Source organism: Variovorax sp. PBL-E5, assembly GCF_901827185.1.
Lineage (GTDB): Bacteria > Pseudomonadota > Gammaproteobacteria > Burkholderiales > Burkholderiaceae_C > Variovorax.
In genome coordinates this window covers 2,778,584-2,802,277 of sequence record NZ_LR594671.1, presented here as the reverse complement: position 1 = coordinate 2,802,277, position 23,694 = coordinate 2,778,584, and the positions used below count along the sequence as shown (strand labels likewise).

The window sequence follows — 23,694 nt, the reverse complement described above, 5'->3', positions numbered from 1 at the left end:
CGTCCTTCGATCGCGGCCGAAGCGATGTCATAGGCTGCGCACCGGTACCATCCAGCGATGAAAACGATCCCCGATATTCTTCGCGCCTTGGGCGATGCCGAGGTCCGATTCGTTCTCGTGGGTGGTTTTGCAGTTCAACTGCACGGCTTTGTCCGCACCACGCTCGACCTCGATCTCGTACTCGCGATGGATGACGACAACCTCGGCCGTTTCATCTCGGTTGCCCGGAAGTTCGGCCTTGAGCCGGTGATTCCGGTGCCGCTGGAATCCTTGGCAGACAGCTCAAAGATCGAGCAGTGGCACCGCGAAAAGGGCATGCTTGCTTTCGCATTGCGTGAGCCGCAGGTCGGTGGCAGCGTTGTCGATGTCCTTGTCCGCCCCGACGTTCCATTCGACCAACTGCTGGCGCGAAGCGTGGACGTCCAATTGTTCGATCGAAGCATGAAGATCGCATCCATCGATGACCTCTTGACCATGAAGCGCGTTGCGAATCGCCCGAAGGACCGCATCGACATCGAAGCACTCGAGAAGATTCAGCGCGGGGAGGATCCTCATGCCTGAGCACAGCCAACGCAGGTCCATACCGCGCGAAACCGCGCAGGCGCGGGTGCAACAGTCCCTCGCTCTGACAGATTTTTTTGTTTCCGTGTGGGCTTCCAATCCGAAGCTCGCGCGCCAGGCTGGCCGCAAGGTGGAGGAATTCATGATGACGCGCGAGGAGGTCCGGCGCCGTCATCTACACGATCTGGACGGCAACCCATGAGCCTTCGCCCGACCCTCGACTTCCTGCTCTACGACTGGCTGCACGCCGAGTCGCTCAACGCGCGCGCGCGCTTTGCCGACCACTCGCGCGAGACCTTCGATGCGGTGCTCGACACCTGCGAGCGCATCGCGCGCGAGAAGTACGCGCCGCACAACCGCACCGTCGACACGCAGGAGCCGCAGTTCGACGGCGAGCGCGTGATCCTGCCGCAGGCCACGCACGATGCGCACAAGGCCTTCGCCGAGTCCGGCATGCTGAGTGCCGCGCAGGATTACGAGATCGGCGGCATGCAGCTGCCTTACACGGTGCAGGCCGCCGCAGGCAGCTTCTTCGCGATGGCCTCGGTGAGCATCGGCGCCAACATGCTGACCAGCGGCAACGCCAACCTGCTGATGGTGCACGGCACGCCGATGCAGCAGGCAGTCTTCGCGAAGAACGAATTCTCCGGCCGCTGGGCGGGCACCATGTGCCTGTCGGAGCCGCAGGCCGGCTCCAGCCTGAGCGACGTCGCGACACGCGCCGTGCCCGACGGCGACGGCTTCCAGGACGATCCGCTCGGCCCGCGCTATCGGCTCACGGGCCACAAGATGTGGATCTCGGCCGGCGACCACGAGCTGACCGAGAACATCGTTCACATCGTGCTGGCCAAGATTCCCGACGCGCACGGCAAGCTGGTGCCGGGCACGCGCGGCATCTCGCTGTTCATCGTGCCGAAGAAGATGGTGGACACCGAGGGGCGATTGACCGGCGAACGCAACGACGTCGCCCTGGCCGGCCTCAACCACAAGCTCGGCTGGCGCGGCACCACCAACACGCTGCTCAATTTCGGCGAAGGCCGGTTTCCGGTGGACGGCAAGGCGGGTGCGGTCGGCTACCTGGTGGGGCAGCCCGGCAAGGGCCTGCACTGCATGTTCCACATGATGAACGAGGCGCGCATCGGCGTCGGCACCGCGGCCACCATGCTCGGCATGGCCGGCTACTACGCCTCGCTCGACTACGCGAAGAGCCGGCCGCAGGGCCGGCCTCAGGGGCCGGCCGGCAAGGACGCCGCCAGCCCGCAGGTGCGCATCATCGAACACGCGGACGTGCGCCGCATGCTGCTGGCGCAGAAGTCGTATTGCGAGGGCGCGCTGGCGCTGGAGCTCTATTGCGCACGCCTGGTCGATGAGCAGAAGACCGGCGATGCCGAGGCCGCGGACGACGCGCGGCTGCTGCTCGAAGTGCTGACGCCGATCGCCAAGAGCTGGCCGAGCGAATGGTGCCTGGAAGCCAATTCGCTCGCCATCCAGATCCATGGCGGCTATGGCTACACGCGCGACTTCCCGGTGGAGCAGTACTGGCGCGACAACCGCCTCAACATGATCCACGAAGGCACGCACGGCATCCAGGCGGCCGACCTGCTCGGCCGCAAGGTGCTGATGGAGGAGGGCCGCGGCCTCACGCTGCTGGCCGCGCGCATCGCCGAGACGATGCGGCGCGCGGCGGGCGTGCCCGCGCTGGCGGCGCATTCGAAGTCGCTCGGCGAGGCGCTGGAGCGCGTCGGCGCTGCGACCCGCGAGGCCTGGGCGACCGGCCATCCGCAGGAGGCGCTGGCCAATGCGGTGCCGTACATGCAGGCCTTCGGCCACATGGTGCTCGCATGGATCTGGCTCGATGTCGCGCAGCGCGCGCTCGAACGGGATGCCGCCAAGGCGTTGCCGGCCACCGTGGGCCGCCTCGGCGCGGCCGACTATTTCTTCCACTATGAACTGCCCCGCATCGGCGCCTGGCTGAACGTGGTCGAACGCCGCGACCCGACCTGCGCCGCGCTGCCCGAGGAGGCCTTCTGATGGCCGCGCCCCGCGCACACGCCACGCTGGAGGCATGGATCTGGGTGCTGATCTATGGTGGCCTCTTCATGCTCATCCTCGGCATCGCGACCGGCCGCACGAGCCCGGGTCTGGGCTGGTCCATGGCCGTGCCGGGCGTGGCGCTGGCCGCGGTCGGCGTCGTGCTGATCTATGTCCGTTCCCGCCTGAAAGAGAAACAACCATGACCGCAAGAAGCATCCAGAAACTGTTCGACCTCGGCGGCAAGACCGCGCTGATCACCGGCGGCTCGCGCGGCCTCGGCCTGCAGATGGCCCATGCGCTCGGCGAGGCCGGCGCGAAGATCATGCTGAGCTCGCGCAAGGCCGCCGATCTCGAAGAGGCCGCGGCCGAGCTGCAGGCGGCCGGCATCGACACGCGCTGGATCGCGGCCGACTGTTCCAGGGAAGAGGACACGCGCCGCCTGGCCGACGAGACGCTGGAACGCATGGGCAGCGTCGACATCCTGGTCAACAACGCCGGCGCCAGCTGGGGTGCGCCGGCCGAGGACCATCCGGTCGAAGCCTGGGACAAGGTGATGAACCTCAACGTGCGCGGCTATTTCATCCTGTCGCAGCAGATCGCCAAGCGCTGCATGATCCCGAAGAAGTCTGGGCGCATCATCAACATCGCGTCCATCGCCGGCCTCAACGGCAACCCGCCCGAGATGCAGACCCTGGCCTACAACACTTCCAAGAGCGCGGTGATCGGCTTCACCCACACGCTGGCGGCCGAATGGGGCAAGTACAACATCAACGTCAATGCGATCTGCCCGGGCTTCTTCATGACCAAGCTGGCGGCTGGGCTGATCAAGTCGATGGGCGAGGAGAAGATGGCCTCGCATGCGCCGCTCGGCCGGCTGGGCGACGACGAGGACCTGAAGGGCATCGCGCTGCTCTACGCGAGCGACGCCGGCAAGCACATCACCGGGCAATGGCTGGCCGTCGACGGCGGCGTGAGCGTCGTGCTGGGCGCCTGACGTGGACGACATCAACGTCCGTTCCTACACCAGCCAGATCCCGTTCGCGGTCCACCTGGGCTTCGAGCTCACGAAGTTCGAAGGCGGCGAATCGGAGATCCGCTACACCGCGAAGCCCGAGCACCTCAACACCTTCGACGTCACGCACGGCGGCGCCTGCATGACGCTGCTGGACATCACCATGGCCGCGGCAGCGCGCAGCCAGACGCCCGAGACCGGCGTGGTCACGATCGAGATGAAGACCACCTTCATGCAGCCTTCCGTGGGGCCGCTGCATGCGCGCGGCCGGCTCATGCACCGCACCGCCACGCTGGCCTTCACCGAGGCCACGATCTACGACGCGCAGGAGCGTGCCTGCGCCCATGCGACCGGCACCTTCAAGTACGTGAAGCGCCGCCTGCCCACGGGTCCGGGTAGCGCCAACGCGATGCGTCCGCCATCCACCGACTGACCCGATTCCATCGAGGAGACACAACCATGCCCACCAATCGCCAGCAGCTGCTCGACAACCGGCCGGAGGGCGAAGCCGTCGCCGGCAATTTCAGGCTCGTGAGCGTCCAGACGCCTGCGCTCAAGGACAACCAGGTGCTGGTGCGCCACCACTACATGAGCCTGGACCCGTACATGCGCGGCCGCATGAACGATGCCAAGAGCTACGCACAGCCGCAGCCGCTCGGCCAGGTGATGCAGGGCGGCACGGCCGGCGAGGTGGTCGAGAGCAGGCATCCCAAGTACGCGGTGGGCGACAAGGTCGTCGGCTTCGGCGGCTGGCAGGAATACAGCGTGGTCGATGCCTCGCAGCCCGGCGCGCTCAAGAAGGTCGACACCACGCACGTGCCGCTGTCGCACTACCTGGGCGCGGTCGGCATGCCGGGCGTGACGGCCTGGTACGGGCTGGTGAAGATCATCGCGCCGAAGGCCGGCGAGACGGTCGTCGTCACCGCTGCCAGCGGCGCGGTCGGCAGTGCCTTCGGCGCGCTGGCCAGGGCGCGCGGCTGCCGCGTGGTCGGCATCGCGGGCGGTCCGGACAAATGCAAGTACGTGACCGACGAACTCGGCTTCGATGCCTGCATCGACTACCGGCAGCATCCGGACGTGAAGCGCATGAGCGCGGCACTCAAGGAAGCCTGCCCACAGGGCATCGACGGCTATTTCGAGAACGTCGGCGGCTACATCTTCGACGCGGTGCTGCTGCGTGCCAATGCCTTTGCGCGCGTCGCGTTGTGCGGCATGATCGCGGGCTACGACGGGCAGCCGCTGCCGCTCGCGAATCCCGCGCTGATCCTGATCAACCGCATGAAGATCGAAGGCTTCATCGTCAGCGAGCACATGGAAGTGTGGCCCGAGGCATTGGCCGAACTGGGCCAGCTCGTGGGCAGCGGCAAGCTGCGGCCGCGCGAGTCGGTCGCGCAGGGTATCGAGTCGGCGCCCGAGGCCTTTCTCGGGCTGCTCAAGGGCAGAAACTTCGGCAAGCAGCTCGTCAAATTGATCTGAGCTCGCCCCCAGGCTGCGCGCACTGCGTGTCGCTTCGCCAACCCCCTGCCGGGGGCAACACCAGCGGCCCGGCAAAGCCGGTTCCGCGGTGTTTCTGGAAATGAATCGCTGGAGCCGTATATGAACGATGCAACGCACGAGGTCTTCAACCAGCCAGCGCCGCTGGTCGGCTACAACCTGTTCGAAACCAACCGGCCGTTGCGCGACGCGCTGAAGTTCAACGCGCCGGCACTGCAATTGGCGCCGCTCGAGCACCTGGGCGCGCTGGCGGGCACGGCCGAGATGCAGATGCATGCGCGGCTCGCCAACACGAACACGCCGGTGCTGCATACGCACGACCGCTTCGGGCGGCGCATCGACGAGGTGGAGTTTCATCCGAGCTATCACGCGCTGATGGCGGAAGCTGTTGGAGCTGGGTTGCATGGGACGCCGTGGGGGAGCCCTCACCCCAACCCTCTCCCGGAGGGAGAGGGGGCCATGCCTTCGCCCCACGTCCAGCGCGGCGCCGGCTTCATGCTCTTCACCGAGCTCGAGCCCTCGATCCTGTGCCCGATCTCGATGAGCTACGCCGTCACGCCCGCGCTGCGCGGCAATGCGGCGATCCATGCCGACTGGGGACCGAAGCTCGCGAGCCGCTGGTACGACCCGGCGCTCAAGCCCTGGCGCGACAAGCCCGGCGTGACCATGGGCATGGGCATGACCGAGAAGCAGGGCGGCTCCGACGTGCGCGCCAACACGACGCGTGCCGTGCGCGCCGGCAGCGACGCCTGGGGCGAGCGCTACGAGATCACCGGCCACAAGTGGTTCTTCTCGGCGCCGATGTGCGATGCCTTCCTGGTGCTCGCGCAGGCGCCCGCCGGGCTCTCGTGCTTCTTCATGCCACGCGTGCTGCCCGACGGCAGTCGCAACGCGATCCGCATCCAGCGCCTGAAGGACAAGCTCGGCAACAAGGCCAATGCCAGTTCCGAGGTCGAGTTCCAGGGCGCGAGCGCATGGCTGGTCGGTGACGAGGGCCGCGGCATTCCGCAGATCCTCGAGATGGGCACGATGACACGCCTGGACTGCGCGCTCGGCACCAGCGGGCTGATGCGGCAGGCCCTGAGCCTCGCGCTGCACCACACCGCCGAGCGCCAGGCCTTCGGCAAGCCGCTGATCGGGCAACCCTTGATGAAGAACGTGCTGGCGGATCTCGCGCTCGAAAGCGAGGCCGCGACCGCGCTCGCGATCCGGCTCGCGCGCACCTTCGATCACCCGGACGACGAGCATGAACGCCTGATGGCGCGCCTCCTGACGCCGGTCGCCAAGTTCTGGATCTGCAAGCGCGGCAGCCACTTCGCGCAGGAGGCGATGGAATGCCTCGGCGGCAACGGCTATGTGGAAGAGGGCGGCGAAGGCGTGATGGCGCGCATCTACCGCGAGATGCCGCTCAACTCGATCTGGGAAGGCGCCGGCAACATCATGGCGCTCGACCTGCTGCGCGGCCTGCGCAAGGGCGATGCGGTCGCTGCGCTGGCGCATGAACTGGCCCCGGCGCGCGGTGTCGACCAGGCACTCGACCGGCTGGCCGATGCGCTGCCCGCACGCGTCGAGGCCATGGCCACCGAGATCGAGGCACGCCGCCTCGCCCAGGATGTCGCGCTCGCGGTGCAGGCCGCACTGCTGGTGCAGACCGCGCCGGCCGCCGTCGCCGGCGCGTTCTGCGCCTCCCGCCTCGGTGGCGACTGGGGCCAGGCTTTCGGCACGCTCGGCGCCGGCACCGATGTCGATGCGATCATCACGCGCGCCCGGCTGCACTGAGCAGCAACACCCCGCAAGGAAACACGATGGCAGACCTGATCCTCCACCACTACGCGACCTCCCCCTTCTCGGAGAAGCTGCGCCTCATCCTCGGCTACAAGAAGCTGGCCTGGAAGTCGGTGATCATCCCGGCGATCATGCCCAAGGCCGACGTGATCGCGCTCACCGGCGGCTACCGCCGGACGCCGGTGCTGCAGATCGGCGCCGACATCTACTGCGACACGGCGCTGATCTGCGACGTGCTCGAGCATCTCGCGCCGGTGCCCTCGCTCTATCCCGAACCGGGCAAGGGCCTCGCGCGCGTGATCGCGCAATGGGCCGACAGCAGCCTGTTCTGGGCCGCGATGGGCTACAGCTTCAGCCCCAAGGGCGCGGCCGACATGTTCGCCAATGCGCCGCCCGAAGCGGCCAAGGCCTTTGCCGACGACCGCCGCGCGATGAGCGTCAATATGGTGCGGCATCGCCCGGCCGATGCCGCGGCGGCCTACAAGTCCTATCTGCGCCGCATGTCGGACATGCTGGACGATGGCGACTTCCTCATGGGTGCGTATCCGACGGTGGCCGACTTCGCCTGCTACCACCCGCTGTGGTTCACGCGCAAGCGCACGCCGTCGATGGCCGGCATCCTGCAGCTCACGCCGGCCGTGCAGGACTGGATGGACCGCATGTCGGCGATCGGCCACGGCACGATGGAAAGCTTCGATGCCGCGCAGGCCATCGCCGTCGCGAAGGCGTCGACGCCGCACACGCTGCTGTCCGACAGCACCTTCCAGGACGAGCACGGCATTCCGCTCGGCGCGCGCGTCACGGTTGCGGCCGAGAGCTTCGGCCCCGAGCCGACCGAGGGCGAGCTGATGGCCGCCACGCGCACCCACTACACGCTGCGCCGCACGGACGAGCGAGCCGGCACCGTCCACGTGCACTTCCCGCGCATCGGTTTCACGCTGCGCAAGGTCGAAGGCTGAAGGTCGCGCGAGCACCTTTGCGACTGCGTCGGCGAGTTTTTCGTATTTCAATGGCGTCTCCTGCAACGAGACCCAAGGACACGCGCAAATGATTCAGGATTTCAAGGGCACCACGGCCGTTCTCACCGGTGCCGGCTCCGGCTTCGGCCTCGAATGCGCGCGCATCGGCGCGGCGCGCGGCATGAACGTGGTGCTGGTGGACGTGCAGCAGGATGCGCTCGACCGCGCGCAGGCCGAGATGGAGGCCGCGGGCGCGCAGGTGCTGGCGCGCAAGGTCGACGTGTCGGACGCCGCGCAGATGGAGGCACTCGCCCAGGCCGTGCAGCAGCGCTTCGGCGCGCCGCATTTCGTCTTCAACAACGCCGGCGTGGGCGCGGGCGGTCTGGTCTGGGAGAACACGGTCGCCGACTGGGAATGGGTGCTGGGCGTCGACCTCTGGGGCGTGATCCACGGCGTGCGCCTGTTCACGCCGATGATGCTCGAGGCCGCGGCCAAAGACCCCGCCTGGCGCGGCCACATCGTCAACACGGCCAGCATGGCGGGCCTGCTCACACCACCCAACATGGGCATCTACAACGCCGCCAAGGCCGCGGTGGTGAGCCTGACCGAGACGCTCTACCAGGACCTGAAGCTGATCACCGACCAGGTCGGCGCCAGCCTGCTGTGTCCGTACTTCGTGCCGACCGGCATCACCAGCAGCGAGCGCAACCGGCCCGGCGCGCTTGCGGCCGGCGAGCTGACGAAGAGCCAGCTGATCGGCCAGGCAATGACCAACAAGGCCGTCAGCAGCGGCAAGGTGACCGCGGCCGAGGTCGCGCACAAGGTGTTCGAGGCCATCAGCGCAAACCAGTTCTACGTGTTCAGCCATCCGAAGGCGCTGGGCAACGTGAAGAGCCGCATGGAGAACATCGTGTCGCTGACGAACCCGGCCGATCCGTTCCTGGAGCGGCCCGAGATCGGCGCGACCCTGCGCGCGCAACTGCGCGCCGGCTGACCCGGCCCCGCCGCCGTGCGGGCTTGCAGGCGAACGAGGCGCTGCCTATATTGAGGCGTCGGCATCCGCATCTGCAACCCGCCCGAAGGAGATCGTCGCATGGCCTACGTCGATGGATTCGTCATTCCCGTCCCGAAAGACAAGGTGGAGGCCTATCGCGAGTTGGCGATCCGCGCAGGCACCGTCTGGCGCGAGCACGGCGCGCTCGAATACCGCGAATGGATCGCCGACGATGTCCCCTCCGGCAAGCTCACCTCGTTCCCGCAGAGCGTGCAGCTGAAGGACGACGAGATCGTGGTGTTCACCTACATCCTCTACGAATCACGCGAGCAGCGCGACGAGGTGAATGCCAAGGTGATGAGCGATCCGCGGCTGGCCGACATGATGGACCTGACGAAGTTGCCCTTCGACGGCAAGCGCATGTTCTGGGGCGGCTTCAACCCGCTGGTCGCGCTCTAGGCTTCGGACGGCGATCGGCTTCCCGTCAAATACTGGGACTGAAGAGTCACCACGTTCCCTCCTGTTCATCTACAGTCGGACTCCCAGACCAAAAAGGAGCTGCCGTGAAGCAAGCTGTCGCATGTTCGCTTTTGGCTGCGGGCGCTTTGCTTGCGGGATGCGCCTCCAGTCCACCGGGTTCCGCATCGGCGCGAACCGAGGTCTGCAAGGCAACCAGCGAGCCGGAAGTTGCCGCGCTGTTCGATCGCTGGAACCAGTCTTTGCAGACTGGCGACGCACACAAGGTGGTCGCGAATTACGCGGATAAATCCATTCTGCTTCCCACCGTTTCCAACACGCCGCGTCTCAATGCGGCGCAGAAGCTGGACTATTTCGAACACTTTCTTGAAAACAAGCCGTTCGGCCGCATTGATTTCAGGACCATCGAGATAGGTTGCAACACGGCCGTAGATGCCGGCCTGTATACCTTCAAATTCGCCAAGACCGGCGCTGTCGTCGAGGCGCGGTACACGTACACCTACCATTGGGATGGCAACCAATGGCTGATCACCAGCCACCATTCATCGGCCATGCCGGAGAAGTAGGTCGCCGGTGCCTCGGCGCCGCACAACGCTGCCTGGCGCGCCGAACGGACAAGCCTCGATGCGTTCCGTCGCCGTGGCCGAAGTGCTGGCCGGGCTCGACATCGTGCTCCGTCCCTGACGATGGCCGGTGCCGGGCCGGCTGTCGCTCTACCCTCTACCATAGCCAGGTCGACATCGACGCGGGACGCCTGCCGGCCCGGGTGCGTACGCCGCCGGATTTTCCGGTCACGCAGCTCGCCGGCCATCGACATGGAGGTTTATGAAGGAAGTTCCAGAGGCCATCGTGTGCCAGGGTTGCGACGCCGTCTGGCGCCGCACGCCGCTGCGTCCGCGCGAGGTCTCGCACTGCGCGCGCTGCGGCACCGAACTCGACCGCCATCCGGGCGACCAGAGCACGCGCGTGCTGCCGCTCACGGTCGCCAGCCTGATCCTGTTCGCCATCGCCAACCTGTTCCCGATCGTCGAGATCGAACTGCAGGGCCTGAGCAGCCAGACCACGCTGCTCGGCGCCGTGATGGCACTCGGCAGCGAAGGCATGTCGCTGGTGGCGCTGCTGGTGCTGGCCACCACCATCCTCTTTCCGCTGCTGCAGCTGTGCATCCTGTTCTACCTGCTGGTGCCGCTGGCGCGGGAACGCCGGCCGGCCGGCTTCGGCCTGCTGGTGAAGGGGCTGCAGGCCCTGCGTCCGTGGGGAATGATCGAGGTCTTCCTGCTCGGCGTGCTGGTGGCAATCGTCAAGCTGGGCAGCATGGCCAAGGTCCTGCCGGGTCCGGCGCTCTGGGCCTTCATGGGCCTCACGGTGCTGCTGACCGCGATCCTGTCCTTCGATCCGCGCACGTTCTGGGAAATGGCCTTCGGGCCGAAGACGGAGCGGCGCGAATGAGCGATGGCCCCACGCATGTCACGACGGCGGTGCAGCTCGGGCTGATGAGCTGCCGCCACTGCGGCACCGTGTGGCAGGGCGCCGCCGAAGGCGCAGCCTGCGGGCGCTGCGGCACGCGTCTGCACATCCGCAAGCCGCACAGCATCCAGTTCACCTGGGCATTGCTGATCGCGGCCGCCGTCATGTACCTGCCGGCCAACCTGCTGCCGGTGATGATCACCCGCAGCCTGTTCGGCGCGCAGTACGACACCATCCTGAGCGGCGTGATCTACTTCTGGGTCTCGGGCGCTTACGGGCTGGCCGCCATCGTCTTCGTCGCGAGCTTCCTGGTGCCGCTGTTCAAGCTGAGCGCGCTGACGCTGATGACCATCATGGCCCAGCAGCGAAGCGACTGGCGCCAGCAGGAGCGCGCGACCCTCTACCGCATCCTCGAGGTCATCGGCCGCTGGTCGATGCTCGACGTGTTCGTGGTGTCGCTGCTGGCGGGGCTGGTGCGCATCCAGGGCTTCGCCGAGGTCACGGCGGGCGTCGGCATCGCGGCCTTCGGCGCGGTGGTGGTGCTGACCATGCTGGCCTCGCTGAGCTTCGATCCGCGGCTCAGCTGGGACAGCGAGCCCGTGGCGCAGGATGCCATGAACGCGGCCGGAATCAACGAAACCGAAAGAACCGCATGAGCGACGAAGACAAGACGACACAGGCCGAGCCGCCGCTGCTCGGGCCGGTCATCGCGCGGCGGCGCGACTGGGTGCCCTCGTTGATCTGGCTGATTCCCATCGTGGCAGCCATCGTCGGCGTGTCGCTGATCGCGCGCATCCTGATCGACCGCGGGCCCGAGATTCAGCTGAGTTTCAAGACCGCCGAAGGCCTCGAAGCCGGCAAGACGGCGGTCAAATACAAGGACGTGCAGATCGGCACGGTGCAGTCGATCCGGCTGGCCGACGATCGTTCCGAGGTGCACGTGCAGGTGCAGCTCAAGAAGGAGGCGAAGAGCTTCACGGCGCAGGACACGCGCTACTGGGTGGTGCGGCCTCGGCTCGACACCTCGGGCATCTCCGGCCTCAACACGCTGCTGTCGGGCGCCTACATCGGTGCCGACGCCGGCAGCTCCGACGAGACCGCCGACGAGTTCCAGGGACTCGAGGTGCCACCGATCGTGACGCGCGATGCGTCGGGCCGGCAGTTCCTTCTGCATGCGCGCGACGTCGGCTCGCTCGACATCGGCTCGCCGGTGTATTTCCGGCGCGTCAAGGTCGGCCAGCTCGCGGCCTACGAGCTCGACGGCGACGGCCGCGGCGTGACGCTGCGCGTGTTCATCAACGCGCCCTACGACAAGTTCATCGGCGCCAACACGCGCTTCTGGCATGCGAGCGGCGTGGACGTCGAGCTGAACGCGGGCGGCCTCAGGCTGCGCACCCAGTCGCTCGTGAGCATCCTGCTGGGCGGCATCGCCTTCCAGTCGCCCGACGACGAGATGGGGCCGGTCGCGCCCGAGAACACCGCCTTCGCGCTGGCCGATGACGAGACCACCGCGATGAAGGAGCCCGACGGGCCCGCGCAGAACCTGCTGCTGTATTTCAACCAGTCGCTGCGCGGTCTGTCGCCGGGCGCGGCGGTCGACTTCCGCGGCGTGGTGCTGGGCGAGGTCAAGTCGATCGGCGTCGAGTTCGATCGCAACGAGCGCGAGTTCAAGATGCCGGTGCTGGTGCAGGTCTACCCGGACCGCTTGCGGCGCCAGGCGCACAACATGCCGGCCGACCTGAAATTCACGGCGGCGGAACGCTTGCAGTTCCTGGTCGGCAAGGGCCTGCGCGCGCAGCTGCGCACCGGCAACCTGCTGACCGGGCAGGTCTACGTCGCGCTGGACTTCTTTCCGAAGGCCAAGCCGGCCAAGGTGGACATCGCGCAGAACCCGATCGAACTGCCGACCGAGCCCAACAACGGACTGGACGAGATCCAGTCGCAAGTGGCCGAGATCGCGGCCAAGATCAACAAGGTGCCCTTCGAGCAGATCAGCGCCGACTTACGCCGTGCGCTGGGCACGCTCAACACCACGCTGGTCAGCGCCGAGCAGTTGACGAAGAGCCTCAACAACGACGTCGCGCCTGAGATGACCGCCGCGATGAAGGACGTGCGCAAGACGCTCGACTCGGCCCAGAAGACGCTGGACTCGGCGGGCAGGGCGGTCGCCGAGGACGCGCCGCTGCAGCAGGACCTGCGCCAGACGCTGCAGGAACTCACGCGCGCGGCCGGCTCGCTGCGCGTGCTCACCGACTACCTGGAACGGCATCCCGAATCGCTGCTGCGCGGCAAGCCGGAGGACAAGCAGAAATGAAAGCCATGCTCTCTCGCGCCGCGGCGCTGATCGCCGTGCTGGTCCTGGCGGCGGGCTGCGCCAGCCCGCCGCCGCAGTACTACAGCCTGGCCGACGACACACTGCGGTCCGCACCCGCCGCGGCCGGTGCCGCGCCGCTCTTCATCGAACTTGCGCCCGTGGCGATGCCGGAGCGCTTCGCGCGCCCGCAGATGGTGGTGCGGCAGAAGGGCGCGGCGGACAGCCCGCAGGTCGACATCCTCGAGGAACATCGCTGGTCGTCCTCGTTCGAGAACGAGCTGCGCGACGCGCTGGCCAGCGGCATCGCCGGGCGGCTCGGCGCGGTCGATGCCACCAGGTCCGGGCTGGCGCGCGGCCGGCCGGTGGTCCGCATCGCGGTGCAGCTGCGCCAGTTCGACGCGGTCGAGAACAGCCGCGTCGATGCCGGCTTCAGCTGGACCGTACGCCGTGCGGACGAGGGTCCGTCGAGCGCCTGCCAGCTGTCGCTGTCGGAGCCGGTCGATCGCGGCCTCGATGCGCTGGCGGCGGGCGCGCAGCGCGTGACGGCGAAGCTGGCCGATGCCATTGCGCGCAGCGTGTCGGCGATGTCTTCGCAGCCGGCGGCGGCATGTCCCGCCTGATCAACGAACCGGGTGCCGTGAACGGCATCGGCTTCGCGCTGTTCGACACGGCCATCGGGCCGTGCGGCATCGCATGGGGCGCGCGCGGGCTGGTCGGCGTGCAGCTGCCCGAGGCCGACGAAGCCGCCACGCGGCGCCGCATGAAGGGGCGCTTTCCCTTGCTGCCCGAACTGCCGCCGCCGGCCGAGGTGCAGCAGGCGATGGCCGCGATCCGCGCGCTGCTCGACGGCGAGCCGCGCGACCTGATGGAGATCGTGCTCGACGTCGAGCACGTCAGCGAATTCCACCGGCAGGTCTACGCGATCGCGCGCCGCATCCCGCCCGGGCAGGTCCGCACCTATGGCGAGATCGCGCTCGAACTCGGCGACAAGGGCCTGTCGCGCGCGGTCGGCCAGGCACTCGGGCTCAATCCTTTCGCGCCGGTCGTGCCCTGCCATCGCGTGCTGGCGGCCGGCAGCAAGTTCGGCGGCTTCTCGGCCCATGGCGGCGCGGCGTCGAAGATCAGGATGCTGGCGATCGAGGGAGCGCGGCGGGACAGCGAGAGCGGGTCGTTGTTCTAGGGGTGGTCACAAACCGTGACCACCTTGCCGACCCGCACCTAATCCGAGAACCAGTCACCCGCCGAGCGCCCCTGGTCCGGCCCCAGCATCGAGAACCCGCCATCGACCGGAATGTCCGCACCGGTGACGAAACGCGCGGCGTCGGAGCACAGGAACAGCACGACCTTCGCCACGTCCTGCGCATCGCCGGCCCGCCCCAGCGGATGAAAACGCGCGGCGACGGCGTCCGCGTGCGCGCGATCGCCGCCCGCCATGCGCGACAACGCGTCCGACCAGGTCCAGCCGGGCGACACCGAGTTCACGCGCACGCGCCGCGGCGCGAGGCTTGCGGCCTGGTTGCGCGTCAGTTGCAGGATCGCGGCCTTGGCGGCCGGGTAGAGCGCGCGGCCGACCGTGCCGAACTTGCCGCCGACGCTGCCGAAGTTGACCACCGCGCCGGCCTGCCGCGCCAATTCATCGGCCGCCTTCTGCACCAGCATCGCACCCGAGACGAGGTTGACATCGAGCGCGCGCAGCCACTCGGCGCGCGTGGCTTGCATGCCGCGGTCGCCGTACAGCACCGCGTTGTTGACCACGAAGTCGATGCGGCCGCCGACGTGCAGCGCCTCGGCGATCAGCGCATCCAGCGCCGCATCGGACGCGATGTCGCAAGCGACGAAGCGGCAGCGCGGCCCGAGCGATGCGTGCAGCGCGCGGCCGCGATCGACGTCGATGTCAGCGGCGATCACCTGCGCGCCGGCCTCGACCAGGGTGCGCGCGATCGCACTGCCGAGCATGGCGGCGGCGCCGGTCACGATGGCGAGCTTGCCGTCCAGCCTCATGCGTGCGCCGCCATCTGCTTCAGGGCCTCATCGACGTTCACGATGCTCGCCAGCATCGAAAGGGTTTCGAGGCTGGCCTCGTGCAGATGCCGCTTGGCGGTGCTGCACGCGTCGGCCACCACCGCGACGTCGTAGCCGAGGTCGCTCGCATGGCGCGCGCCGTGCTCGACCACGTAGTTGGTCGCGATGCCGGCGACATAGAGCCGCGTGGCGCCGGTGCGCCGCACCACCTCGTCGAGATCGGTGGCCCAGAATGGGTTGTCGCGCTTGTGCGTGACCACGGCCTCGCCGGGCAACGGCGCGAGCGCATCGAAGAAGGCCGAGCCCCAGCGGCCTTCCTGCACCGCGCCGCCTTGCGCCGTGCGGCGGAACAGCTCGCAGTTGGCGAGGCAATCCGAATAGTCCGGCGCGAAGGCGATGCGCACCGAGATCACGGGCACGCCGTGCTCGCGCGCACCCTGCATCAGCCGCAGCGCCGCGTCGATGAGCTCGCTGCGCTTCGGATCGTCGGCCGCGACGCCGACCCGCACCTTGCCCTCGGGATGCAGCACGTCGTTCTGGTAATGCATGGCCAGCAGCGCGGCTTTCACAGGAACACCTGCAGTGCCTCGTGCGGCGCATCGCAGTTGATGAGGTCGACGCGCTTCATGCGGATGCGAAAGTCGTCGCCCTCGCGCTGCAGCGTGTGCAGCACCGTGCCGCCGAACATGCGCTGCTCGAACTTGCGCCATTCGAGCAGATGGAAGGTCGAATACACCACCAGCGCCGCATCCTCCTGCGATTCAAGCGTGATGTTGCCGATCACGTGGGCCGTGCGCGTGGCGGGCTGCTGCGAATAGGCGCGCGCCTGTTCGAGCCGGCGTGCGCGCACCGAGCGCTGCATGCGGTCCTCGCAGAACAGCGAGGCATGGTTGACATGGTCGGTCTGGCCCTTGACCAGCGGCACCCAGTAGAGCCCGTCGGGTGTGAACAGGTCCTGCCACTCGGCCCAGCGGTGCTCGTCGAGCAGGCGCGCCTCGTGGTGCAGGAACTGCGTGATCTGCTGCTGCTCCTGCCAGCTCGCGAAGTTCATGACGCTTCTCCCGCATCGCGCATATAGCCGGCCCAGGCCTGGAACATGTTGCGCATCGGCATCTCGCTGTTGCCGTTGGAGGCGCGGCCGCCTTCGATCGGCTGCTCGCGGCCGGCGGCGCGGTGCAGGCTGACCCAGTCGCCGCCGTCGGAGCCCAGGCCTTCCTGCACGCGGTTGTAGGCCTCGAGGTCGTCCGGCATCACGTTGGAGGAGGGCGAGTTGACCACGTTGGTGTACTTGAGCGCGCGCTGGAAGGTCGCGTCGGGCGCGCCCTTGAGCCGGAAGGTGAAGATCTCGACCAGCGTGCGGTCCACCGCCAGCGGGCGGATCACGCGGATCTGCTGGAAGGAGGTGTGCGGCGAGCAGCTCGGGTAGACGATGGTGTTGTGGCGGTTCACGCGCAGGATCTGATCGGCACGCGCCTCGCCCTGCTTGTCCTTGAGCGCCGCGACGTAAGCCAGGCTGACCGGGTCGGTCGGCGGCGTGAAGATGCCTTCCATGTAGCCATGGCCGCGGTCGTAGCCCTTGAGTTCGAGCTTCTCCCAGAACTCCAGCGGCTCGCCGTTGCCGTCGACGATCACGATCTCGAAGGGCTTGGGCGTGCCGGGCGGCATGGATTCGTACTCTTCCTTGGCCGCGCGCCAAGACGATTCGTGCGTGGCGACGGCATGCAGGGTGTCGTGCAGGTTCTCGAAGAAGATCTTCCAGTTGTTGCGCTGGATCACGCGCTGCACGCCGCCGGCCACTTCGACCTCGCCGTCGGGCGCGCGGTCGCAGAAGTTGTCCAGCGAGGTGGCGACGCCGCCGAGGAAGGTCTCCAGGTCCGGGCCGTCGGCCGCGAGACTGGCGAACACGAAGCCGCGATAGCTCGCCACGCGCGCGGCCTTGCGCACCGAGAACCGCGGGTCCTGGAGGTCGAGCGCGGTGTCCTCGTAGCCGCTGCGCAGCGGCACCGACAGCAGGGTGCCGTCGCAGTGGTAGGCCCAGCCGTGGTAGAGGCAGCGCATGAACTTGCCGACGCTGCCGCTGCCTTCGGGCACGATCCGCGCGCCCTTGTGCGCGCAGCGGTTGTAGAGCACCTGCACCGAGCCGTCGGTGTGGCGCAGCATCACCATCGGCTCGCGGCCCAGGCGCGTGGTGAAGTAGTCACCGGGCCTCGGCACCTGGCTCTCGTGGCCCACATAGAGCCAGGCCCGGCCGAAGATGCGGTCCATCTCCAGCTCGTAGATCGCGGGGTCGGTGTAGACGCGCTTGTGCACGCGGTCGGGCTGCACGAGTCGGCTCGGGTCGATGTCCATGGCGTCGGCTTTCAGGTCAAAGTGAGCTTTGGCTGTGACTGCAGCGTGCATCTTGCCAAAACCCGCGAAGCGCGTCGCTTAACGGGCGGCTAAGGCGACCTTCATCGATCGCGAATGGCCAATCGGCGCATGCGGCTGCATACTTTTCATATCGGCATCACGCCACACTACACCACATCACGCCATGCCATCCTCCCGCGCCGAATCGGCGCCATTGACCGACGCCTGGAAGGACTGGGTAGGCCGCACCGAACAGCGTACCGACATGGCCAGCGCCGCACCGGCTGCGGCGCTGGCAGCGACACTCGACCGCGAAGACCCGGGACTGCTGCCGGGCAGCGCGTTGCCGCCGCTGCGCCACTGGCTCCACTTCACGCCCCGGGCGCGGCAGAGCGAGATCGGCCAGGACGGACACGAGAAGCGCGGCGGCTTCCTGCCGCCGGTGCCGTTGCCGCGCCGCATGTGGGCGGGCGGCAGCCTGCAGTTCGACCATCCGCTGCGGGTCGACGACGAGATCACGCGCGCGTCGCGCATCGTCTCGATCGAGGGCCGCCAGGGGCGCTCGGGCGAGCTGGTCTTCGTCAAGCTGCTGCATCGCATCGCCAGCGCCGAAGGCACGGCGGTGACGGAAGAGCAGGACATCGTCTACCGCGGCATGCCGGTGCCCGGCGCGCCCGAACCCGCGCCCCTTGCGGCGCCCGCCGACGAGGCCTTCTCGCGCGAGATCCGGCCCGACCCGGTGATGCTGTTCCGCTATTCCGCGCTGACCTTCAATGGCCACCGCATCCACTACGACCGCGACTACGTGATGCGCGTCGAGGGCTATCCGGGCCTGGTCGTCCATGGCCCGCTGATCGCCACGCTGCTGCTCGACCTGGTCGACCGCGAGCGGCCGGATGCGCGCGTGCACCGCTTCAAGTTCAAGGCGGTGCGGCCGCTGTTCGACATCCATCCCTTCACCGTCTGCGGACGCTCCGACGGCGAAGGCCGTCTGGCACTGTGGGCGCGCGACCACCAGGGTTACCTCGCCATGCAGGCCGAGGCCGAACTCCTCTGACCCGACAACGAAGACACGCATGCCCTCCCACGCTCCCGACCGCCACGCCGAAATCCGCGATGCGGTGCGCGCCCTGTGCGCCCAATTCCCCGACGAATACCACCGCAAGGTCGATGCCGAGCGGGCCTATCCCGAAGCCTTCGTCGATGCGCTCACCCGGGCGGGCTGGCTGGCGGCGCTGATCCCGCAGGCCTACGGCGGCTCGGGCCTGGGCCTGACCGAGGCCTCGGTGATCATGGAAGAGATCAACCGCAGCGGCGGCAACTCCGGCGCCTGCCACGGGCAGATGTACAACATGGGCACGCTGCTGCGCCACGGCTCGGAAGCGCAGAAGCAGCAGTACCTGCCGAAGATCGCGAGCGGCGCGCTGCGCCTGCAATCGATGGGCGTGACCGAGCCGAGCACCGGCACCGACACCACGAAGATCAAGACCACCGCCGTGAAGAAGGGCGACCGCTACGTGGTCAACGGCCAGAAGGTCTGGATCTCGCGCATCCAGCATTCCGACCTGATGATCCTGCTGGCGCGCACCACGCCGCTGGCCGAGGTGAAGAAGAAGTCCGAGGGCATGTCGATCTTCCTGGTCGACCTGCACCAGGCGATCGGCAACGGCCTGACGGTGCGCCCGATCGCCAACATGGTCAACCACGAGACCAACGAGCTGTTCTTCGAGAACCTCGAGATCCCGGCCGAGAACCTGATCGGCGAGGAAGGGCAGGGCTTCAAGTACATCCTCGACGGCCTCAATGCCGAGCGCACGCTGATCGCGGCGGAATGCATCGGCGACGGCTACTGGTTCATCGACCGCGTGACCAAGTATGTCAACGAGCGCATCGTCTTCGGCCGGCCGATCGGCCAGAACCAGGGGGTGCAGTTTCCGATCGCCGAGGCCTACATCGAGGTCGAGGCGGCCAACCTGATGCGCTGGAAGGCCTGCGAACTCTTCGATGCGCACCAGCCCTGCGGCGCCGAGGCCAACATGGCGAAGTACCTGGCGGCCAAGGCTTCGTGGGAGGCCGCCAACGCCTGCCTGCAATTCCACGGCGGCTTCGGCTTCGCGCACGAATACGACATCGAGCGCAAGTTCCGCGAGACGCGGCTCTACCAGGTGGCGCCGATCTCGACCAACCTGATCCTTGCCTACGTTGGCGAACACATCCTCGGCATGCCCAGGAGTTTTGGATGAAATGCAATGAAGGCACTTGAAGGCATCACCGTCGTCGCGCTCGAACACGCGATCGCCGCGCCGTTCTGCACGCGGCAGCTGGCCGACCTGGGCGCGCGGGTCATCAAGGTCGAGCGGCCCGGGGTCGGCGACTTCGCGCGCGCCTATGACCAGCGCGTGCGCGGCCTGGCCTCGCACTTTGTGTGGACCAACCGCTCCAAGGAAAGTCTCGCGCTCGATCTCAAGCACGCGCGGGCGCCGGAAGTTCTAGCTCGCCTGCTGGCGAAGGCGGACGTGCTGGTGCAGAACCTCGCGCCGGGCGCCGCGGCGCGCATGGGCTTGTCCTTCGAGGCGCTGCACGAAAAATACCCGCGCCTGATCGTCTGCGACATCTCGGGCTACGGCGACGACGGCCCGTACCGCGACAAGAAGGCCTACGACCTGCTGATCCAGAGCGAATCCGGTTTCGTCTCGACCACCGGATCGGCCGACGAGCCGGCCAAGGCCGGCTGTTCGATCGCGGACATCGCAGCCGGCATGTACGCCTATTCGAACGTGCTGGCGGCCTTGATCGAGCGCGGCCGCACCGGCGTCGGCAAGCACATCGACGTGTCGATGCTCGAGAGCATGGTCGAGTGGATGGGCTACCCGATGTACTACGCCTTCGAGGGCGCCGCGCCGCCGCCGCGCGCGGGCGCGGCGCACGCCACCATCTATCCCTATGGACCGTTCCCTACCGGCGACGGCAAGACGGTCATGCTGGGCCTGCAGAACGAGCGCGAGTGGCAGGCCTTCTGCGACCGGGTGCTGTGCCGGCCCGAACTCGCCGCGGACGAACGCTTCTCGTCCAACGCAAGGCGCACCGCGGCGCGCGAGGCGCTGCGCGCGATCATCGTCGACGCCTTCTCCGGCATGACGGCCGCAGAGGTCGTGGCGCGGCTGGACGAAGCTTCGATCGCCAATGCGAACGTCAACCAGATGGCCGACGTGTGGGCGCATCCGCAGCTGCAGGCGCGCGGGCGCTGGGTCGAGGTGCGGACGCCGGCAGGCGCCGTGCCGGCGCTGCTTCCGCCCGGCATGCGCGACGCGGACCAGGTGCGCATGGACGCCGTGCCGGCGCTGGGCCAGCACAGCGAGGCCCTGCTGATGGAGCTCGGCTACACGGGCAGCGACATCGAAGGCCTGCGTGCCCACAAGGCGATCTGACATGGAGACTCTCGTGACCTCATCGAATCCCGGCGAAAGCCTGGCGCACTTCGCCGCGACCCTGCGCATCGACGCCATTCCGCAGCCGGTGCTGCGGCGCGCCGAGGACCTGATGCTCGACTGGTTCGGCTCCGCGCTCGCCGGCAGGAATGCGCGGCCGGTCGAATCCATCGTGCGCTTCATCGAGAGCATGGGGCCAGCCGATGGACCCAGCGAGGTGCTGACCAGCCGCAGGCGCACGAGCCCGCTGGTCGCCGCGATCGCCAACGCGGCGTCTTCGCACTTCGCGGAGCAGGACGACGTGCACAACGGCTCGGTGTTCCATCCCGCGGCGGTGGTGTTCCCGCCGGCGCTGGCGGTGGCGCAGGCCGTCGGTGCCAGCGGTGCCGAACTGCTGGTGGCCGTGGTCGCCGGCTACGAGGTGGGCATCCGCGTCGGCGAATTCCTCGGGCGCTCGCACTACCGCACCTTCCACACCACGGGCACTGCCGGCACCTTCGCGGCCGCGGCGGCCGTCGGCTCGCTGCTCGGACTGACACCCGGGCAGATGCTGCACGCCCTCGGCTCCGCGGGCACCCAGTCGGCGGGTCTCTGGGAGTTCCTGCGCGACGCGGCCGATTCCAAGCAGCTGCATACCGCGCACGCGGCGGGCGCAGGCCTCACGGCGGCCTACCTGGCGCGCGATGGCTTCACCGGCGCGCGGCGCATCCTCGACGGCATGCAGGGCGTTGCCGCGGGCATGTCGAGCGATGCCGATCCGGCCCGACTGGTCGACGGCCTCGGCACGCGCTGGTGCCTTGCCGAGACCTCGTTCAAGTTCCATGCCTCGTGCCGGCACACGCATCCGGCCGCCGACGCGCTGCAGCAGGTGATGCAGCGGCATTCGCTCGCCGCCGGCGACGTGCGGCGCGTGACCACGCTCGTGCACCAGGGCGCCATCGACGTGCTCGGCCCGGTGACGGATCCGCAGACGGTGCACCAGGCGAAGTTCTCGATGGGCACGGTGCTCGGCCTGGTGGCCGTGCACGGACGGGCGGATCTGGATGCGTTCGATGCGCACTACCGCGATCCGGCGGTGATCGCCTTTCGCGACCGGGTCGGCATGGCGCTGGACGCGGAGGTGGACGGCGCCTATCCCGCGCGCTGGATCGGCAAGGTGGTGGTCGAGACCCGCGAAGGCGGCCGCCTCGAAGGCCGCGTCGACGAGCCGAAGGGCGATCCGGGCAACACGCTGTCGCGCGACGAGATCGAACAGAAGGCGCTGCGGCTCGCGCTCTACGGCAAGGCCGCGAGCGCCGAGGAAATGCGGCAGGTGACCGGGCGCATCTGGTCGATCGCGCATGCGGCGTCGGTGCAGCACTTTCTGGCAGCGCACGGATGAACGCGAGCGTCACCCTCCGGGTGGCGTGATCGGTCGCTGCGCAGAACTACCGCCCTGCCAGCGTGGCAGAGGGCGACTCTCCGAACCGTTGGCGATAGCTGGCCGCGAACATGCCGAGGTTGACGTAGCTCCACGCTTCCGCCACATCGCGCACAGTGGTGCCCGCCGGCGCCACGAGCAGTGTGCATCTGCTGCCGCCAAAGCGTCAGCGGATGCAGGCCGATCGACTCCTCGAGATGCCGGCCCAGCGGCCCGTGCCCGACCGCGTCGGGCATCTCGGTGATGCAACGGCACACGTAGGACAGCAGGCTGATCCAGCTCGATTGCGCACCACCGAAGCGGAATTTGTGCGTCCACATGCGTTCTTCGGCCGGCTGGCCGAACCAGCGCTCGTGCAGCGCAGCCATCGCGTCGTGCTGGAACGTGAGGTTCACCTGCAGATGATCCCGGTCGGCGTCCAGCCAGTAGTGCGTGCGCGAGTTGTCGACGAGAAAGGCCTCGCCGACGCCGGTATCGCTGTGTTCCCGGCCGCTGGACCAGTGCCGGATCGCCCCGCGCAGCGTTGTCAACACCATGCCCGTGCCCGCCTCGGCCGAGAACGCCGTCAGATGGACCGGCACGCCGTAGCTGAAGCGGCTGAGGGTGAAACGCCCGATGCGGATCGCGTCGAGCACGGAGTCGGGTTTCCGATACGACCCCACCGGTGCGGCGTTGTAGGGCATGTAGACCTGGCGGCACCAGTGCTGCACCTCGTCCCAGTCGGTCGACACCACCAGGCGGTGGCGCGTGCTCGGTGCACCCGTGGCATCGGTGACCAGGACATTGCGGATCGCTTCCATCTCGACGGCCTCCTCGTGATGCGCGAATGCCCCGATGGGGAGCGGCTCAACGGTGAGTGCAAATCGCCGTCTCGAACTCCACGAAGCCAGGGTAGGACGCCATGTCCTGGAAGGGCAGGATCTGCGTGGCCCAGTAGCCGCCGATGCCGTTCGCACGATCGATCCAGTAGAAGCAATTGGCCAGCCCCGCCCACATCAGCGAGTTCGCGGGCCGACCCGAGGGCGTACGTTCACGGTTGGTCATGAAGGTGTAGGCCCAGCCCTCGGGCGTGCCCGCGAAGAACTCGCCGCTGTTGCTGAGCGAGGGGATCGAGGTCGTCCAGCCGCCCGCCGAGAGACCCATCGCCGCCAGGCCGTCGCGGCTCATGGCCTCCACGGTCTCGGGCTTCAGCACGCGGCCGTCGGGGCCGGCGCCGTTGTTGAGGATCATGCGGATGAATTTCATGTACTCACCCACGGTGGCGTAGAGGCCACGCCCGCCCATGCCCATCGGCGGCGGATCGGGCAGCGCCAGGTCGGGCAGCGGCGTGAGCCTGCCGTCGGCGGCCCGGTCGTGAATGGTCACTCGACGGGCGCGC

At 68.1% G+C, this 23,694-nt stretch carries 27 protein-coding genes; 21 read left to right on the top strand and 6 right to left on the bottom strand.

Translation table 11 applies throughout. The features are described 5' to 3' along the window. Window positions 1–57 precede the first annotated feature (57 nt). From WDLP6_RS13670 to WDLP6_RS13590, 17 genes are all read left to right on the top strand, one after another. The gene (locus tag WDLP6_RS13670; protein WP_162592763.1) at window positions 58–561 is read left to right on the top strand and encodes a nucleotidyl transferase AbiEii/AbiGii toxin family protein; all 504 of its coding nucleotides are present in this window, start codon (window positions 58–60) and stop codon (window positions 559–561) included. Continuing rightward, complete coding sequence (locus WDLP6_RS13665; RefSeq protein WP_162592762.1) at window positions 554–763, top strand: hypothetical protein; 210 nt, start codon at window positions 554–556, stop codon at window positions 761–763. Before WDLP6_RS13670 ends, WDLP6_RS13665 begins: the two co-directional genes overlap by 8 nt. Next, the gene (locus WDLP6_RS13660; protein WP_162592761.1) at window positions 760–2,592 is read left to right on the top strand and encodes an acyl-CoA dehydrogenase; all 1,833 of its coding nucleotides are present in this window, start codon (window positions 760–762) and stop codon (window positions 2,590–2,592) included. The genes WDLP6_RS13665 and WDLP6_RS13660 overlap by 4 nt, the downstream gene beginning before the upstream one ends. Further along, on the top strand, window positions 2,592–2,798 hold the full coding sequence (locus tag WDLP6_RS13655; protein WP_162567727.1) for a hypothetical protein: 207 nt from the start codon (window positions 2,592–2,594) through the stop codon (window positions 2,796–2,798). The genes WDLP6_RS13660 and WDLP6_RS13655 overlap by 1 nt, the downstream gene beginning before the upstream one ends. Then, on the top strand, window positions 2,795–3,589 hold the full coding sequence (locus WDLP6_RS13650; protein ID WP_162567726.1) for an SDR family oxidoreductase: 795 nt from the start codon (window positions 2,795–2,797) through the stop codon (window positions 3,587–3,589). Before WDLP6_RS13655 ends, WDLP6_RS13650 begins: the two co-directional genes overlap by 4 nt. Before the next feature lies 1 nt (window position 3,590). After that, on the top strand, window positions 3,591–4,040 hold the full coding sequence (locus tag WDLP6_RS13645) for a PaaI family thioesterase (protein ID WP_162592760.1): 450 nt from the start codon (window positions 3,591–3,593) through the stop codon (window positions 4,038–4,040). Between the two features lie 26 nt (window positions 4,041–4,066). Then, window positions 4,067–5,083 (top strand): NADP-dependent oxidoreductase, encoded by a 1,017-nt coding sequence (locus tag WDLP6_RS13640; RefSeq protein WP_162592759.1) that lies wholly within the window; start codon window positions 4,067–4,069, stop codon window positions 5,081–5,083. Between the two features lie 120 nt (window positions 5,084–5,203). Beyond that, on the top strand, window positions 5,204–6,880 hold the full coding sequence (locus tag WDLP6_RS13635) for an isovaleryl-CoA dehydrogenase (RefSeq protein WP_162592758.1): 1,677 nt from the start codon (window positions 5,204–5,206) through the stop codon (window positions 6,878–6,880). 26 nt (window positions 6,881–6,906) lie between these two features. Next, a complete protein-coding gene (locus tag WDLP6_RS13630) occupies window positions 6,907–7,845 on the top strand; it encodes a glutathione S-transferase family protein (protein WP_162567722.1) in 939 nt (312 codons plus the stop codon). 88 nt (window positions 7,846–7,933) lie between these two features. Next, on the top strand, window positions 7,934–8,839 hold the full coding sequence (locus WDLP6_RS13625; protein ID WP_162592757.1) for an SDR family oxidoreductase: 906 nt from the start codon (window positions 7,934–7,936) through the stop codon (window positions 8,837–8,839). Between the two features lie 99 nt (window positions 8,840–8,938). Continuing rightward, a complete protein-coding gene (locus tag WDLP6_RS13620) occupies window positions 8,939–9,298 on the top strand; it encodes a DUF1428 domain-containing protein (protein WP_162592756.1) in 360 nt (119 codons plus the stop codon). Between the two features lie 131 nt (window positions 9,299–9,429). After that, window positions 9,430–9,882, top strand: coding sequence for a nuclear transport factor 2 family protein (locus tag WDLP6_RS13615; protein WP_162595090.1), 453 nt, complete (start codon window positions 9,430–9,432; stop codon window positions 9,880–9,882). A 259-nt stretch (window positions 9,883–10,141) separates the two neighbouring features. After that, window positions 10,142–10,765, top strand: a complete 624-nt coding sequence (locus tag WDLP6_RS13610; RefSeq protein WP_162592755.1) for a paraquat-inducible protein A — start codon at window positions 10,142–10,144, stop codon at window positions 10,763–10,765. Continuing rightward, window positions 10,762–11,439 (top strand): paraquat-inducible protein A, encoded by a 678-nt coding sequence (locus WDLP6_RS13605; protein ID WP_162592754.1) that lies wholly within the window; start codon window positions 10,762–10,764, stop codon window positions 11,437–11,439. The genes WDLP6_RS13610 and WDLP6_RS13605 overlap by 4 nt, the downstream gene beginning before the upstream one ends. Then, window positions 11,436–13,097, top strand: a complete 1,662-nt coding sequence (locus WDLP6_RS13600) for a PqiB family protein (RefSeq protein ID WP_162592753.1) — start codon at window positions 11,436–11,438, stop codon at window positions 13,095–13,097. Before WDLP6_RS13605 ends, WDLP6_RS13600 begins: the two co-directional genes overlap by 4 nt. After that, the gene (locus WDLP6_RS13595) at window positions 13,094–13,717 is read left to right on the top strand and encodes a PqiC family protein (protein ID WP_162592752.1); all 624 of its coding nucleotides are present in this window, start codon (window positions 13,094–13,096) and stop codon (window positions 13,715–13,717) included. The genes WDLP6_RS13600 and WDLP6_RS13595 overlap by 4 nt, the downstream gene beginning before the upstream one ends. Next, the gene (locus tag WDLP6_RS13590; protein WP_162592751.1) at window positions 13,705–14,277 is read left to right on the top strand and encodes a methylated-DNA--[protein]-cysteine S-methyltransferase; all 573 of its coding nucleotides are present in this window, start codon (window positions 13,705–13,707) and stop codon (window positions 14,275–14,277) included. The genes WDLP6_RS13595 and WDLP6_RS13590 overlap by 13 nt, the downstream gene beginning before the upstream one ends. A 38-nt stretch (window positions 14,278–14,315) precedes the next feature. Here the strand turns inward: WDLP6_RS13590 and WDLP6_RS13585 are convergent, their stop codons facing one another. From WDLP6_RS13585 to WDLP6_RS13570, 4 genes are read right to left on the bottom strand one after another with little or no spacing between them, the layout of a single operon-like run. After that, window positions 14,316–15,098: an SDR family oxidoreductase gene (locus tag WDLP6_RS13585; RefSeq protein WP_162567714.1), complete on the bottom strand. Its 783-nt coding sequence runs from the start codon at window positions 15,096–15,098 to the stop codon at window positions 14,316–14,318. Further along, complete coding sequence (locus tag WDLP6_RS13580) at window positions 15,095–15,688, bottom strand: cysteine hydrolase family protein (protein WP_162592750.1); 594 nt, start codon at window positions 15,686–15,688, stop codon at window positions 15,095–15,097. Before WDLP6_RS13580 ends, WDLP6_RS13585 begins: the two co-directional genes overlap by 4 nt. After that, window positions 15,685–16,170 (bottom strand): aromatic-ring-hydroxylating dioxygenase subunit beta, encoded by a 486-nt coding sequence (locus WDLP6_RS13575; RefSeq protein ID WP_162592749.1) that lies wholly within the window; start codon window positions 16,168–16,170, stop codon window positions 15,685–15,687. Before WDLP6_RS13575 ends, WDLP6_RS13580 begins: the two co-directional genes overlap by 4 nt. Beyond that, window positions 16,167–17,468, bottom strand: a complete 1,302-nt coding sequence (locus WDLP6_RS13570; protein WP_162592748.1) for an aromatic ring-hydroxylating dioxygenase subunit alpha — start codon at window positions 17,466–17,468, stop codon at window positions 16,167–16,169. The genes WDLP6_RS13575 and WDLP6_RS13570 overlap by 4 nt, the downstream gene beginning before the upstream one ends. Window positions 17,469–17,652: 184 nt before the next feature. Here WDLP6_RS13570 and WDLP6_RS13565 point away from each other — a divergent pair, with 184 nt between their 5' ends. The 4 genes from WDLP6_RS13565 to WDLP6_RS13550 are packed head-to-tail and all read left to right on the top strand — an operon-like array spanning window position 17,653 to window position 22,277. Further along, window positions 17,653–18,525, top strand: coding sequence for an FAS1-like dehydratase domain-containing protein (locus WDLP6_RS13565; RefSeq protein ID WP_162592747.1), 873 nt, complete (start codon window positions 17,653–17,655; stop codon window positions 18,523–18,525). A gap of 19 nt (window positions 18,526–18,544) precedes the next feature. Then, entirely contained in the window at window positions 18,545–19,711 is a 1,167-nt protein-coding gene (locus WDLP6_RS13560) for an acyl-CoA dehydrogenase family protein (protein ID WP_162592746.1), read from the top strand. A 6-nt stretch (window positions 19,712–19,717) separates the two neighbouring features. Further along, a complete protein-coding gene (locus WDLP6_RS13555) occupies window positions 19,718–20,896 on the top strand; it encodes a CaiB/BaiF CoA transferase family protein (protein WP_162592745.1) in 1,179 nt (392 codons plus the stop codon). 1 nt (window position 20,897) lies between these two features. After that, window positions 20,898–22,277: an MmgE/PrpD family protein gene (locus WDLP6_RS13550; protein WP_162592744.1), complete on the top strand. Its 1,380-nt coding sequence runs from the start codon at window positions 20,898–20,900 to the stop codon at window positions 22,275–22,277. Here the strand turns inward: WDLP6_RS13550 and WDLP6_RS35445 are convergent. Then, window positions 22,172–23,116: a hypothetical protein gene (locus tag WDLP6_RS35445; protein WP_332105583.1), complete on the bottom strand. Its 945-nt coding sequence runs from the start codon at window positions 23,114–23,116 to the stop codon at window positions 22,172–22,174. The genes WDLP6_RS13550 and WDLP6_RS35445 overlap by 106 nt on opposite strands. A 46-nt stretch (window positions 23,117–23,162) precedes the next feature. Next, complete coding sequence (locus tag WDLP6_RS35075; RefSeq protein ID WP_232077060.1) at window positions 23,163–23,681, bottom strand: serine hydrolase; 519 nt, start codon at window positions 23,679–23,681, stop codon at window positions 23,163–23,165. Window positions 23,682–23,694: the final 13 nt, after the last annotated feature.